Consider the following 13972-nt stretch of genomic DNA (forward strand, 5'->3'; position numbering starts at 1 on the left):
AACCGGATTTACAGGTCGCATGCAATTTTAATGGCAGTTACTCTACAACATAACGACCTCACGATAGAACTCTTTGACGATCCTTCCTTTAATCAAACAGCAGACAGTCCTGCAAGTAGTTATGATAAGGTGATACAGGCAGACCAAGACAAGCTGTATTCACCAACTTCACAACATGCTGTAAAAATTTATCAGAACAATAACCTTATCAATAGTGCCATTATTTTGGCAACAGGTGGAGGTACAGGTGTTCACAGCGATACGGCCTTAATTGATGACAATAATCTGATCGTTCGATGCTGCAATAAGTTATTCAGTTTGACCTTACCGGGTTTAGAACAAAATTGGATGACGGAAGCAGATTGGGCAACTTGCTTTTCTATTTATCAATACAAGGATACTTTCATTTCTCATGGGGAAACCTCCATAACAAGAATAGACAGAACCGGAAAAATACTTTGGAATTTTGGCGGCGCAGACATTTTTGTTTGTCTATACGAAGGAAATCCTTTTGAAATGCACGAAACATATATAGCATTAACAGACTTTAACGGCAGTAAATATAGAATCGACTATGAAGGGCACTCTCTTGAGTTCAAAGGATCGGATTATTACACGCAAACTAAAGTCTGGGCAAAACCTAAAAAAAGATGGTGGAAGTTTTGGTAGCTTTATTCTGTCATTGTTCAGACTCATAACCTTCATCTACCAATAAATTTCCTCCGTCTGCAGCAGCAGTAGCTAATTCATCACATCGATTGTTATAAGGATTGTCTGCATGACCTTTCACCCATTTCATGTTTACCTGGTGCTTTTGTGATAGTTGATGAAAGCGCATCCAAAGATCTCTGTTCTTTTTGCCGCCGCTAAAATTGGTTCTTATCCAGTTCTTCAGCCAGCCTTCTTCAATTGCTTTTACTACATAAGAGCTATCCGAATGAACCAGTAATTGAAGATTATCTTTTTTCATCGCTTCCAATGCAGCGATCACCGCCATTAACTCCATGCGGTTGTTAGTGGTTCTGCGATAACCTTGTGACAATTCTTTTCTCACGGTACCCCATATTAAAATAACACCATAGCCACCGGGACCGGGGTTACCTCGTGAAGAACCATCTGTATAAACGATTACCTGTTTAGAAGACATAAGAGATCTTGTTTCACACAAAGCTAACTACGAATACCAAGAAACAACGTTGTTCACTTTGTCTTTCTTTGTTTGCGTTGTGTGAAAATGTATTTATACCTGGAACACGCCCGTTTTAAATTCAGCAATATGGTCGTTATTATCAGCTGCAGCAATTGCTTCCGATATTAATGTTCTGGTAGAGGCAGGGTCGATAATATCGTCTACCCATAAACGTGCAGCAGCATAGTAAGGAGTGGTTTGTGCATTATAACGTGCTATGATCTCATTCAACAATTTATTTTCTTCTTCGGTAGTAATTTCTTTGCCGTTTGATTTTAATGCAGCCACCTGTATTTGCAATAATGTTTTGGCAGCCTGTTCACCACCCATTACTGCGATCTTAGCAGAGGGCCATGCATAAATAAACCGGGGATCATAGGCTTTGCCGCACATGGCATAATTGCCGGCACCATAACTGTTGCCGGTAATAAAAGTAATTTTCGGAACAACAGAATTAGCAACTGCATTCACCAGCTTAGCGCCGTCTTTAATAATGCCGGAATGTTCGCTTCTGCTGCCTACCATAAAGCCGGTAACATCCTGCAAAAACACCAAAGGGATTTTCTTTTGATTGCAGTTCATAATAAAGCGGGCAGCTTTGTCTGCACTGTCATTATAAATAACACCGCCTAACTGCATTTCGCCTTTTTGTGTTTTTACGATCAAACGTTGGTTGGCCACAATGCCCACCGACCAGCCATCAACACGGGCATAACCGCAAACGATCGTCTTGCCATACTCTTCCTTGAATTGTGTAAAGCTATCGGCATCCACAAAACATTCAATGATCTTTGTTACGTCATAAGGCTTGGTATTATTCTCGCTGATGATGGTATAAATGTCTTCTTGTTTTTTGGAAGGGGCTTTTGCTTCAACTCTATCAAAGCCTGCTTTTTTTGTATGTCCTAACGAACCGATTATTTTCTTTACCTGGTCTAAACATTCCTTTTCATTTTCAAATTTATAATCGGCAATACCGCTGATAGCATTATGCGTATCAGCACCACCCAATGTCTCACTGTCAACATCTTCACCAATAGCAGCTTTTACCAAATAAGGTCCCGCTAAATAAATAGATCCATTACCTTCTACCATCAATGTCTCATCGCTCATTATCGGAAGGTAGGCGCCACCTGCCACACAAGCGCCCATCACAGCAGCAATCTGTGTAATGCCCATAGCACTCATACGGGCATTGTTATAAAAGATCTTGCCAAAATGTTCTTTGTCGGGAAATATTTCATCCTGTAAAGGAAGAAAAACACCGGCGCTATCCACCAAATAAATAATGGGTAATTTATTTTCAATAGCGATCTCCTGCATGCGCAGATTCTTTTTGCCGGTAATAGGGAACCAGGCACCTGCTTTCACGGTTTGATCATTCGCTACAATTACACATTGCCTGCCGCTTACATAACCGATGCCACTAACGGTACCGCCTGACGGACAACCGCCATATTCTTCATACATTTCATAACCTGCAAAAGCACCGATCTCTGTGAACAGCTTGCCTTTGTCTAGTAAATGATCAATGCGTTCACGGGCAGTCAACTTGTCGCGTTCTTTTTGTTTGTCGATCGATTTTTTGCCACCACCTTCATAGATCTTTTGCAGCCGCTGTTTAGCTTGTGCCCAAGCCAGTTTCATGGCGTCTTCGTTTTTGTTTGATTCTATATTCATCTTATGCGTAGTTGTTTTTGTAGCAAGCATAGTGCGTTTACTCATCATCGTTGTGTCACTCACTTGTACAGCATACCATTATTATCTTTTTTAATTGCCACAAATGCTCAAAGGCACTAAGTGACTAATCAATTCAAAATTTACGTAAGTTTGGTAACAATATTAAACTTCTATTGATAAAAATTCTAACTGTTTGCCATTATGCCTAATGAAGTAAGCCGCATTTTACAATTGCTAACCGATCTGCAGCACGGCGAAAGCTGGGTAGGAACAAGCTTTAAAGAAGCCTTACAAGGTGTAAATGCGGAAGCCGCTTCCATCTCCGATAACCACAACAGCATCTGGCAATTGGTATCGCATTTAATTTACTGGCGTACCAGGGTGTATAATCGTCTTAATGGAAATAACAATCCGCCACCATTTATGGATTTTCGCTTGCCCGAAGAATTAACTGAAGAAACATGGAAACAAACCATTCACGATTTTGAATTGTCGTATCATACCTTGCGTACCGCCATTCATAATTTCAAGGAAGAAAATTTAAGCAAGCCGTCTCCTAAAGAAGGACAAACGTTTTATCAATTACTGCACGGAAGCCTCTTGCACGATGCCTATCATTTGGGGCAAATTGTATTGATCAAAAAGAATAGGTTAAACGCTGCAATATAAATGCACTCTGTGGTTTTGTAGTACTATCTACCTTGTAACAATAAAAGACTGTCAGCTTGAGCTTGTCGAAAGCGGGCTAAAAAATACGAGCGCCTTCGACAAATTCAGACTGACAGTATATAATATCAAAAGGAATTATCCGAACGGTAACTTATTCATTTACTATCAACACTCCCGACATCATCAAGCCATGTATAGTGCAATGATATGGATACGTACCGGCTTTATTGGTTGTATAAGAAAACGTACCTCCCGGAACCGTGCTGTTGCCATAATACCCACCGCTGGTGCTGGTTCCTGAAATGTCACCACTTTCAAAGCTGGTGCTGTCTCCATCGTTGTTGATGATATGATGCGCATAAGGATCATTATTCTGCCACTTGATAATTGTACCCTTGGTTACGGTTGTAGTTGATGGAACAAATTGCATGTTCGACATACTAATGACTACTGTAGCAGCACCGCCGGGAGGAGGAGTTCCGCCGCCGCCATTGGTGTTGCTTTTACTACAGGAAAATTGTGTAAACGAAATGATCAAAATTAAAATACCCGCTGCGATAAGAAGTTTGACTCTCATAATTAAAAGTTTAAGATGAACAAAGCTTTTATCTTATCGCTGCAAAAAAATAGAAGGTTGCTTATTAAATGTTATTGCAACATTTTTTTTGGTGGTTAAACATAGAAATTATTATATTGCTTTTCTAAAACGATTGCTATGCTTAAGAAAAACACTTTGGTGCTTCGCACCATTGCTATGTTGCTATTTACCATTCTCTTTGCTTCACCAATATTTTCACAGGATTATCAATTTGGGTTTGAAACCGGCGCTGCCGATTCGTGGGTAAACAATACCTCTACCACCGGCAATGCAGTAGTGTCAACCGTTAAACGAACAGGTGCTTATTCTTTTTTAACTGCCATGAGTTCTGCCGGAACCAACCGTGGTTTGAAACGCAGTAACATCACGGTTTCTAAAAGCATTAACCTCTATGCCATTGCCTGGGTTAAAGCTAGCAATACAGGTACTACCGCAGGCATGACCTTATCCGGCGGTACCACCGGTTTAACCAATACCAATATCTCCAACACTGCATTTACGCAGGTATCGGTTGCGTATGCTAATTCATCTAATACTACAAGAGAATTGCGTTTGTATTATAGCAATTCCAATTCTAAAGAGACTGTTTACTTGGATGATGTGATCATCTATGAATCTACTAACAGCTCTATTGACCTGGTTTCTCCAAATGCACCCGTAGCTGTATCGGGCACATACAGTGGCGGTAATGCCTTATTGAACTGGACATCGGGTGGGGATGATGGAGGTAGCGGCGCCACCGGCGTGCAATCAACCATGATATTAAAATATACCGGTACCGGAACAGCCACTGCACCTGTATTAAACAACCAGGCGATATATGCAGTAGGCGACGCACCTGCAACAGGCTGGCAAGTAATAAAAACAGACGGCGGCGCCAGCGGCGGCAGTGTGAATGCAGGAGCAATAACTGCTAATACAACTTTTGCTGTCTATCATCGTGACCTTGCATGTAACTGGTCTGCACCGGCTACTACTACTATTAATTTGGTATCGGGCACATTGCCAACTGTTAGTACAACTGTTGTATCTGCTATTACAACTGCTACTGCAACAAGCGGTGGTAACGTAACCGGTGAAGGTTCGACTACTGTTACTGTAAAAGGAATTGTATTCGGTCCAACTCCTTCTACAACATCTAACCCAACTAATAACGGAACAGGTGTGGGCAGCTATACAAGCAGCTTATCTTCCTTAACGGCTAATACAAAATATTACTATCGTGCGTATGCTACCAACGGTGTAGGAACTGCTTATGGCACAGAAAATAATTTTACTACGTTACCAAACGCACCTGTTATCAGCACCGCTACAGCGATTACTACAACAGGCTTCACGGCTAACTGGTCTGCCCCGGCAACACAAGGTGCGGAAGCATTTACGTATACTATAGAAGTAGACGATGACAATACGTTCGCTTCTGTTAATGCAACGTATGCAAATCTTACTACATTATCACAAGCAGTAAGCGGGTTGGCTAACAATATCACTTACTACTATCGTGTAAAAGCAATAAATGCAACCGGCGCTTCTGCTTATTCAGCAACCAGTGCAGGTGTACTAACGGCTACGCCTACTATAGCATTACCAACCGTTAGTACTACGACTATTACTGCGGTTACAGTTAACAGTGCAGCAAGCGGTGGTAATGTAACGGCTGATGGTGGCGCCAGCGTTACAGCGAAAGGTGTTGTGTATGCAACTACTGCCAATCCAACAACGGCTAACAGTAAAACAAGTAATGGAACCGGCACGGGTTCTTATACAAGTGCTATCAGCGGATTAACAGCTAATCAAACATATTATGTACGTGCGTATGCTATCAATAGTGCAGGCACGGCATATGGTGATCAGCAAAGCTTTACAACCATGGCAGCAGAGCCTACAACCAAAAGCAGCGTATCATTTGGTACACTAACATCATCCGGCATTGTTGTAAACTTTAGCGGTGGTAATGGAACAAGAAGAATTGTAGTAGCAAGACCGAGCAGCAGCGTAAGCTTTACACCGACTGATGGCGTAGCGCCAAGTGGTGTAAATGCAGCGTACTCATCTGCTACTGACCAGGGCAACAGCAACAGGATCGTGTATGATGGAACCGGCAGCACAGTAACTGTTACAGGGTTAAGCGCTGCTACTACGTATTATTTTGCGGTGTATGAATACAATACGAACTTGAACAGCCTGCCTAATTATTACGCAACAGCCGGAACAGGCAATGCAAAAACTGCTTCGGTTACTGTTTCATTGGCAATAGCATTTAATAATACATTGACCACACCCTATTTGAATCCACCGTATGTAAGCGGTGTTATCAGCGATCCTACAGATCCTTCACAGATAAATGGTATTGTAGTAGCAGTAACCAATAATGGTAATGCCATTGCTGCAAGTGATTATACGTTAACAGCATCGAGCAGCAAAACAAGTGTAGTGCCCAATGCCAATGTTGTTATTACGCAGGCAGATGGAAATGCAACTGTAAAGATCATACCGGCAGCAGTGGGTTATGCAAAAATTACGTTGACATTAAAACTGAATGGTAACAGCAGTTCTAAAACATTGGCTATAAATTATGCAGCATCGGCGGCATCTGCTACACCTGTATCTGCTATATGGCATACCGGTTATTCCGATGCATCGGGCGTAGTGGCATTGGATGATGATTATATGGTAGTGTGCGATGATGAAAAGAATAATTTATATGTAGTGAACCGCAAACAATCCGGCTTGCCTGTAAAAACTTTTTACTTCGGTGATAACTTAGGATTGACAGACGGAAGCGCAGGCAATTACAGTGAAGTGGATGTAGAAGCTTGTGTTCGCAGTAAAGCATATCCTACAAGAGTATATTGGACAGGCTCTATGAGCAATGCCGGCAGCAGCAATAAGTACAAGCCTAACAGCAATACCTTGTTTGCTACTACAATAACCGGAACAGGCACCAACACGTCGTTTGCGGTAGTTGGGCATTATGCAGGCTTACGCCAGCAGCTGGTTACCTGGGGCGATGCACATGGATATAGTTTTACCTCCAGCACTGCCAGCGGTCATGATGCAAAAACAATTGACGGCTTTAATGTAGAAGGCATGTGCCTGGCTCCTGATAATACAACGTTATACATTGGCTTTAGAGCGCCATTGGTTCCTACATCTAACAGAACAAAAGCATTGATCGCTCCTTTATCAAATTTCGAAACATGGTTCAACAATGGAAATCCTTCGGGCAATCCAACATTGGGAGCGCCTATTGAATTGGATTTGGGTAAACGCGGTATTCGTGATATTGTACGCTTATCAAATGGAGATTATATTATCGTAGCAGGTAATTATGCAGGAGATCCTTTAACCGGCGCTTTATATAAATGGACAGGTAATGCAAGTGATAAGCCCGTGCAAATAACAGCAATGAATATTACTAACCTGAATGCAGAAGCCTGTGTTGAAGTGCAGCAGAATGGCGTGTTGCAATTAAACAAGCTACAGGTAATAAGTGATAACGGCGGGTATGAATTTTATAATGATGGTACTGAGGCAAAAGATCTAAGCGAAGACAATTATAAAAAGTACGAAGATGATATCATTACTGTATCGGGCAGCGTATTGCGTCCTTCGATTGCACCTGTAGTGGATCTCGATGCTGTAACAGTATATCCAAACCCTGTACGCAACGGAAACGTTGTGATTTCAGTTACTGATGAGGGCGTTAAACAAGCGAGATTGATTGATGTGAATGGAAATACTGTAAAACAATTCTCCTTTACCGGAACATCTGCCACCGTAAATGTAAAAGGATTGGCAGCAGGCAATTACCAGGTGTTATTGATAAATGCGAAAGGCAAAGCAAGCACACGAAAAATTATTATACTGTAGTTATTACCTCTGAGACGTACCAAAAAGAAAAGGGCTGCTAGTAGCAGCTCTTTTTGTTTTAAAATTATTGGAGTAAATATTGATAAGGCAAAGAAGCAATGAATTGCAGCGTTTGCGATTTGATCTATTTACGGGATCGTCTTCGGCAAGCTCAGACTGACAGTACATGAATTGTGGATTGAAAGCTGAAAAGCTTAAAGCCTTTTTATAAATAACAAACCATCCTTCTTTTTAATTTAAAGCTGACTTTTTTAATAGCTGAACAATAATAATGCTGTAAGTCTGAGCTTGTCGAAGACGGGCTGTTATTAAAGCGATGCTTTTATAACATACTACAAATATCAATTACCCGTAACTGTTATACTTGCAGGATCGCTCCACATGCCTGCCTGCTCATCATCATAATGATAAATGGCTTTGTAGATCCATACAGCGCTGGTGCCCGAAGCAGGCAGGGCAGCTGTATCCGTATAGTTGGGATGAGTATCATAAGCCAGTAACTGCCAGTTACCGGTGCCTCTGTCCACATAGATCTCAATGCCGTCCATATGTTCTTTCTTCCATATAAGTTCCGGATGCCCGCCGGCTATAAGTCGTAGTTTCAGTACCGGCTTCATTTGATGTATGTCTGTTACCTCTTCTGCACCTTCCAGTCCAAGATCATTGCCATCAGCAACCGTATATGAGATGTTGTTTTTAATACTTCTGCCAATAGCGGAAGCACGCTTAAAAACACCGGGCGGAACAATAGGCGGCATTTCTGTCCTGATTGGAGGTGTAGGCGGCACACTGGCAGTTGCGCCATCGGGTACGCCGTTAATGATCTCATTTTTGTGCTGAGTAAGTTTTGCAACATATTCCATTTGTTTGTTGCGATCGTCCATCCAATAACTAAACCATACAGCGCCTGCTTTCATATTGACGACATCGTCGCCGCTAATATGATACTTGTCGGCATAGATGCCAAGCTTTGCAGAAAAATTATTAAGCCACTTGATTTTTTCCAGATCGGTTCTGGGCATGAATGATCGTTTTGACATAATCGGGATTTTTAATTATTAATAAAAAATGGTTGACAATGGATTGATCGTATAGCCATATACTTATTCACAGTTTTAAAATGTATTGTTACAAGTAGTGGTTGTATTGCCGCAATCTTTCACTGTACTGCCTGCACCTTTTGTTGTACTGCCGCCATGGCTGCTTGTATTGCCGCAACTGCGATCTGTATTGTTACAGCGAATGTTTGTAGTGCTCCAAGATCTGCTTGCACTGCTGCAAGTACTACTTGCACTAGTACAATCGTTGCCTGTACTGCCGCAACATTGGTGTGCACTGTTACAGTAAAAGCTTGTACTGTTACGATTACTGCCTGCAGTGCTGCAAAATCATTTTGTACTGCTGAAAATTGATTTGGAACCGGTTCAAATAACTTGGTGCTTTATAAAATAGGGAAGACTTTTACAGCGGATATAGAGGATAATGAATACGGAAGCAAATAAATTAAACTAAAAAAGATTGTGGGTAATGTTGTAATGTTTAAGACAATTGGAAAAGTTTAGGATGATGTAGGTCAAATGGGAAATAGAAATAGAGTTTTGGAAATAATATGCAATACTATAAATTTATGTGTCAGTAATAATCATATGAATAATTCCTCAACTTAATACATTGAATAACTGTAAAATAATATTGACTCTGCTTCTCTTGATTTCTTTTTCAACAATAACGGTTGCACAAAGAGAATATGACGAATTTGTACAAGCACTGTCAAGTGGCGATACAATTTTAGCGAAGAAAATATCAGACAACATTACAACAACTGAATCTATTCAGACAAAGTCCTTTCCAATTAAAAATATCCCTGAGCACGTTTTTAATTTTCAGATCGATAAATTAAAAGATACAATTGTTGGTTTGTTTAATATTGAGAATCAAATGAGCAATAAAATTTTAGGTAAAGTATTTTATAATGTGGTAGCTAATGGTGCTTTTGTTATGCCTTTAACTTTCCAGGCAGAAACAAAAAAGGACACAGTTTTTAGTAGAAAATATTTTTCAAAACCAAATACTTCAAACGATATTTTTTTGCATGACTTTCGTGAAGTTTGGCTTTCAAAATTTTATTTTTCAGGAGATCACCCTTTAGAATACACTGCAAATTTTATTGTCAAACTCGACAAAATAAATAATAACTCAACAAAAATTTCAATCTTGGCTGACGAGCCTGAAGTTATTAATGGAGCCATTGGAATGGGTGTGCATGGTCCAGTCGCAAGATATACGTCTGTAAATCCGACAACAATTGAAGAATACATACTTTTAGAATTTATTGCGAGCAAGCTGAGCGACACAACATTACTGCCTTTAAAGCTTCCGGTTGAATAATAAAACTATTGCAACATTGCGTTTTTTCGCTAAGTGACAAGGTATCGATAGTGTGATCTTTCACTTTCGCATTTTCCCATAGTATTGTCGCATTTACACAGTAATTATATCAAATTTGTTAGCGAGATTTGTGTCTGCAAAAAACAATCACTAAAAAAATAAAGATCATGGCAATCATCAATCCTTACATCATGTTCAACGGCAATGCCGAAGAAGCATTTGGTTTTTACAAATCGGTATTTGGCGGCGAAATTGCAAGAATAGTTCGCTTTAAAGATCTGCCGGACGATCATAAAGCTCAATTAAATGAGAGTGAGCTTAACAAGATAATGCACATTGCTTTGCCTATCGGGAAAGACAATATATTAATGGCAAATGATGTTCCTGCTTTTATGGGAGTAGTTAATGAAAAGGAGAACAGAAGTAAAATATCCGTTAGCGCAGAAAGCAAGGAAGAAGCTGATAGAATATTTAACGGACTTTCGGAAGGGGGAGAAGTAGAAGCGCCAATAGGAGATAGTCCCTGGGGCTCTTATTTTGGAATGTTCAGAGATAAATATGGTATTGAATGGATCATTGAGTTTGATGCAAGGCATAATGGACAGAAATAAAGTAAAAGCAATTGTTGTAATAGGAAACTTGTAATGGTTTGTTTCATGCTGTTCATGATCGGCGGTTATGTTCAAGTGAATAAAGTCTGAGAAAAAATTACTTATTGTAAAGTATGAAACTTAATCATATCAATTTAGTTATTTCAAATGTTGCAGAGGCGATACAATTCTTTGAAACCTATTTCAAGTTTACATGCACCGATATAAAAGGCGATAATAGTGTAGCCATTTTAAAAGACACAGATGACCTTACATTGGTGATCATGACTGACAAAAATGAAATAAGATATCCCGATGCCTTTCATATCGGTTTTATGTTGGATAGCGAAGAAGACGTAATAAAGATTTACCACACGTTAAAGAACGGCGGCATTATTGTTGGGCAGGAACCTAAAAAGATACGAGATAGCTTTGGCTTCTATTTTAATTTTGATGCTATTATGATAGAGGTAGGATATTATTATCCTGTTGGGGGTTAAAAGGTAAATATCTTATCAAGCTCAATAAGGTGTTGCCCTTCCGGAAAAACCTTCGGAGCTTTTGCAAGCTTCTCCGCAAGTAAATGAAACAATGAAAATGCTGCTTCCATGAATTTTGAACAATCGATATTTCCGCTCACTGAATTTCTTATTGATAATAAGTTTTCGATAACGAAAAAAGAACAGTATTTTATTAAGTATTCCACTAATTCGGTAGTTATAACTATTGCATATGTTAATCTAGAACACCTGTTCTATATTCATGTTGGACAAAATTCAAAATCATTGATAGAGTTAACCCCCATTTCAATAAAAGAAGTTTTTGAAGACGATAATTTTCGGCTTCAATCTTCACTAACAATTGACAATTTGATTTCTTTCTTAAAAGGTATTGGAAAGTGTCTGCTCTTAGGTGATAAAAAAATATTCAAAGCGTTGAATGAATTTTCAGAGTCGCAAGTAACAAAATACACAAAGCAAATAATTCAATCGCAGAATATCAAAGCAGCAGACAAAGCATGGGGGCAAAAAGATTATGTGGCTTTTATTAAGTGTATAGATAGAACAGAAAAAGAATTGCTTGCTGAATCTTATTTAAAAAAATATAGGATTGCTGTGAACAAGCTACAAAAATAGGCTGGATAATTTGTGATAATTTATGAAAAAATACCATCAAGCATTAATTGTAATATATATACTGTTTTCTTCCTGTGCCATTAAGCCTTCGAGTTATATATTTCCTACAAAAGAAAAAATGGTTTTTAGCTGGAAATTCAAATTTGAAGAAACTGATGAAATGAAAAGCGGCATATACAATTCATTCTTTCAAAGCTACCGTCTTAATAATGTTTCTATTTATTACGTAGTTGATGAAGAAGATCTTGCTCGAGGAAATAGTGCCTTTGCAAGCGCCGATTATTTCCTCAATTCTGCAATGATCTTCAGAAATGATTCAGTATTGCTTGCGCCATTTGGAGATTTGGGCGATATAAAACAATTACAGCCAGGAGATTTCAAATTTGTTATTCCTAAACATGTTAATTCAAGTGACACAATAAAAATAGTGCATGAGGAAAAGACCATTTTGCTTTTTGGGTTTAATAAAACAAAACTGAAGCTTAATAAGGTTAGCTTAAAAAATTGTTTAAATATTAAGGTGCAGGAGAAGTGGGAGGGAGGTAACTGCTACCAGGGAGAAGTATGGCTCCATAAAAAATATGGTTTGGTAAAATGGATGAGAGTAACAGGCAGAGTGGAGGAAAGAAAATTATAAAATTGCTACAATTTTTACAATTTATTATCTTCAATTTTGCATTGGTTCCGCTATCGATAACACAAACTTATGCTTAACTGACAATGAATTTTTTCCACCTCTTTAGAAGAAAATCCCACAAAACGATTGCCCGTGTTGAAGAGAATAACATCGAAAAAATCGAACACATCAAAGAAAAGATAGCCTATCAGTCAGATACATTACTTACAGACGTATTAAGATATATCAAAAGTAACTCGCTAAACATTGGGGTTCATCTTAACAAGCCGGCTACCGATATTGAAATTGAAACATTTGAAGATATAAAAATGGCATTGCCGGATGATTTTAAGCTTTTGTATAAATTTTCTAATGGCTTTGAAACAGAGCACGACCTGTTCAGGCTTATACCTTTGGAAGAGATCATTGAAAGTAAGTTGAACAAAAACTATCTGGCGAATGACAATTCTTTTCACTTTACAGAGTACATGATATACTCAGACATGTGGAGCGTTGATATAAGCAAAGAAAATATAAATGATTATTGTATTTACAATAAAGCAGAAGATGTTGTTTATCTAACCAATTCACTTGCGGAATTTTTATGCGTATTTATCAATAAAGGAATTTATGATGGGCTTTATGAGTGGAGAGAAATAAAGCAAAGGAATAATAAATAACATATCTTCCATACTATTAACCGGCATTTTATGACAAGACCTATCACAATAATTTTTTGCTTTACACTTTTATCTTCAACTGTTTTTGGACAAAGAACGCCGGAAGAATTAGGACGAATTGCTTTTAATTGTTTTCAGAAAAATCAATTAGATAGTTTTTTTAAGCTCAAGCCTACTGTTTCAGAACTTACAGAACTTGGTAAGAATTATGGCATAGATACTACTTCGGATCAATACAAAGATTTTTTAATTCGCTATCCGGTTGTTATTAAAAATTTCAAAGAAAGATGTAAAAAACTTTTGGAAGACAGTGCTGAATTAGGATTTAGTTGGACAACAGCAAAAATTGATACCATTGAAGCGTCAACAAAAACATTGTCTCTTGATAATCCTGATCCCAAAAACAAGCCGGTCATAATTACAATAATTGATGTCTATATTCTTTCAAATGATAAAAGATTTAAGCTGACGCTAGGCGATGCTGCACTTTATAATGGAATATGGAAGCCGGGGAACAACATATATTTTTCCAGGCATAAAAATACCAATTAAG

General features: G+C 38.7%; 15 protein-coding genes. 11 read left to right on the forward strand and 4 right to left on the reverse strand.

What is annotated here, in order from left to right:
* Window positions 1-30 precede the first annotated feature (30 nt).
* Complete coding sequence (locus tag K9M53_RS04930; protein WP_224018518.1) at window positions 31-669, forward strand: hypothetical protein; 639 nt, start codon at window positions 31-33, stop codon at window positions 667-669.
* 10 nt (window positions 670-679) lie between these two features.
* Here the strand turns inward: K9M53_RS04930 and rnhA are convergent, their stop codons facing one another.
* Window positions 680-1147, reverse strand: coding sequence for a ribonuclease HI (gene rnhA / locus K9M53_RS04935; RefSeq protein WP_224018519.1), 468 nt, complete (start codon window positions 1145-1147; stop codon window positions 680-682).
* 93 nt (window positions 1148-1240) lie between these two features.
* Window positions 1241-2914, reverse strand: a complete 1674-nt coding sequence (locus tag K9M53_RS04940; RefSeq protein WP_224018520.1) for an acyl-CoA carboxylase subunit beta — start codon at window positions 2912-2914, stop codon at window positions 1241-1243.
* A gap of 156 nt (window positions 2915-3070) precedes the next feature.
* On the opposite strand from K9M53_RS04940, the gene K9M53_RS04945 reads away from it, so the two are divergent.
* On the forward strand, window positions 3071-3538 hold the full coding sequence (locus K9M53_RS04945) for a DinB family protein (RefSeq protein WP_224018521.1): 468 nt from the start codon (window positions 3071-3073) through the stop codon (window positions 3536-3538).
* 151 nt (window positions 3539-3689) lie between these two features.
* On the opposite strand, the gene K9M53_RS04950 is transcribed toward K9M53_RS04945, so the two are convergent.
* Window positions 3690-4115, reverse strand: coding sequence for a cupredoxin domain-containing protein (locus K9M53_RS04950; RefSeq protein ID WP_224018522.1), 426 nt, complete (start codon window positions 4113-4115; stop codon window positions 3690-3692).
* Window positions 4116-4253: 138 nt separating this feature from the next.
* On the opposite strand from K9M53_RS04950, the gene K9M53_RS04955 reads away from it, so the two are divergent.
* Window positions 4254-8009: a fibronectin type III domain-containing protein gene (locus K9M53_RS04955; RefSeq protein ID WP_224018523.1), complete on the forward strand. Its 3756-nt coding sequence runs from the start codon at window positions 4254-4256 to the stop codon at window positions 8007-8009.
* Between the two features lie 341 nt (window positions 8010-8350).
* Here K9M53_RS04955 and K9M53_RS04960 read toward each other — a convergent pair whose 3' ends face one another.
* Window positions 8351-9031 carry a hypothetical protein gene (locus K9M53_RS04960; protein ID WP_224018524.1) on the reverse strand — a complete coding sequence of 227 codons (681 nt, stop codon included), beginning with the start codon at window positions 9029-9031 and terminating at the stop codon, window positions 8351-8353.
* Window positions 9032-9205: 174 nt separating this feature from the next.
* Between K9M53_RS04960 and K9M53_RS04965 the strand changes: the two genes are divergently transcribed.
* From K9M53_RS04965 to K9M53_RS05000, 8 genes are all read left to right on the forward strand, one after another.
* Window positions 9206-9421, forward strand: coding sequence for a hypothetical protein (locus tag K9M53_RS04965; RefSeq protein WP_224018525.1), 216 nt, complete (start codon window positions 9206-9208; stop codon window positions 9419-9421).
* Window positions 9422-9680: 259 nt separating this feature from the next.
* Window positions 9681-10397 carry a hypothetical protein gene (locus tag K9M53_RS04970; RefSeq protein ID WP_224018526.1) on the forward strand — a complete coding sequence of 239 codons (717 nt, stop codon included), beginning with the start codon at window positions 9681-9683 and terminating at the stop codon, window positions 10395-10397.
* Window positions 10398-10564: 167 nt separating this feature from the next.
* Window positions 10565-11008 carry a VOC family protein gene (locus tag K9M53_RS04975; RefSeq protein WP_224018527.1) on the forward strand — a complete coding sequence of 148 codons (444 nt, stop codon included), beginning with the start codon at window positions 10565-10567 and terminating at the stop codon, window positions 11006-11008.
* A gap of 113 nt (window positions 11009-11121) precedes the next feature.
* The gene (locus K9M53_RS04980; RefSeq protein ID WP_224018528.1) at window positions 11122-11487 is read left to right on the forward strand and encodes a VOC family protein; all 366 of its coding nucleotides are present in this window, start codon (window positions 11122-11124) and stop codon (window positions 11485-11487) included.
* 108 nt (window positions 11488-11595) lie between these two features.
* Window positions 11596-12123, forward strand: coding sequence for a hypothetical protein (locus K9M53_RS04985; RefSeq protein ID WP_224018529.1), 528 nt, complete (start codon window positions 11596-11598; stop codon window positions 12121-12123).
* A gap of 22 nt (window positions 12124-12145) precedes the next feature.
* Window positions 12146-12760 (forward strand): hypothetical protein, encoded by a 615-nt coding sequence (locus K9M53_RS04990; RefSeq protein ID WP_224018530.1) that lies wholly within the window; start codon window positions 12146-12148, stop codon window positions 12758-12760.
* Between the two features lie 83 nt (window positions 12761-12843).
* A complete protein-coding gene (locus K9M53_RS04995; protein WP_224018531.1) occupies window positions 12844-13419 on the forward strand; it encodes an SMI1/KNR4 family protein in 576 nt (191 codons plus the stop codon).
* Between the two features lie 30 nt (window positions 13420-13449).
* Window positions 13450-13971: a hypothetical protein gene (locus tag K9M53_RS05000; protein ID WP_224018532.1), complete on the forward strand. Its 522-nt coding sequence runs from the start codon at window positions 13450-13452 to the stop codon at window positions 13969-13971.
* Window position 13972 lies beyond the last annotated feature (1 nt).

This window comes from Ferruginibacter albus (assembly GCF_020042285.1).
Lineage (GTDB): Bacteria > Bacteroidota > Bacteroidia > Chitinophagales > Chitinophagaceae > Ferruginibacter > Ferruginibacter albus.

Coding starts and splice junctions, on each gene's coding strand:
- K9M53_RS04965 (WP_224018525.1), top strand. CDS start 9,206: ATGGCTGCTTGTATTGCCGCAACTGCGATCTGTATTGTTACAGCGAAT.
- K9M53_RS04945 (WP_224018521.1), top strand. CDS start 3,071: ATGCCTAATGAAGTAAGCCGCATTTTACAATTGCTAACCGATCTGCAG.
- K9M53_RS04980 (WP_224018528.1), top strand. CDS start 11,122: ATGAAACTTAATCATATCAATTTAGTTATTTCAAATGTTGCAGAGGCG.
- K9M53_RS04940 (WP_224018520.1), bottom strand. CDS start 2,914: ATGAGTAAACGCACTATGCTTGCTACAAAAACAACTACGCATAAGATG.
- rnhA (WP_224018519.1), bottom strand. CDS start 1,147: ATGTCTTCTAAACAGGTAATCGTTTATACAGATGGTTCTTCACGAGGT.
- K9M53_RS04950 (WP_224018522.1), bottom strand. CDS start 4,115: ATGAGAGTCAAACTTCTTATCGCAGCGGGTATTTTAATTTTGATCATT.
- K9M53_RS04930 (WP_224018518.1), top strand. CDS start 31: ATGGCAGTTACTCTACAACATAACGACCTCACGATAGAACTCTTTGAC.
- K9M53_RS05000 (WP_224018532.1), top strand. CDS start 13,450: ATGACAAGACCTATCACAATAATTTTTTGCTTTACACTTTTATCTTCA.
- K9M53_RS04985 (WP_224018529.1), top strand. CDS start 11,596: ATGAATTTTGAACAATCGATATTTCCGCTCACTGAATTTCTTATTGAT.
- K9M53_RS04955 (WP_224018523.1), top strand. CDS start 4,254: ATGCTTAAGAAAAACACTTTGGTGCTTCGCACCATTGCTATGTTGCTA.
- K9M53_RS04995 (WP_224018531.1), top strand. CDS start 12,844: ATGAATTTTTTCCACCTCTTTAGAAGAAAATCCCACAAAACGATTGCC.
- K9M53_RS04975 (WP_224018527.1), top strand. CDS start 10,565: ATGGCAATCATCAATCCTTACATCATGTTCAACGGCAATGCCGAAGAA.
- K9M53_RS04960 (WP_224018524.1), bottom strand. CDS start 9,031: ATGCCCAGAACCGATCTGGAAAAAATCAAGTGGCTTAATAATTTTTCT.
- K9M53_RS04990 (WP_224018530.1), top strand. CDS start 12,146: ATGAAAAAATACCATCAAGCATTAATTGTAATATATATACTGTTTTCT.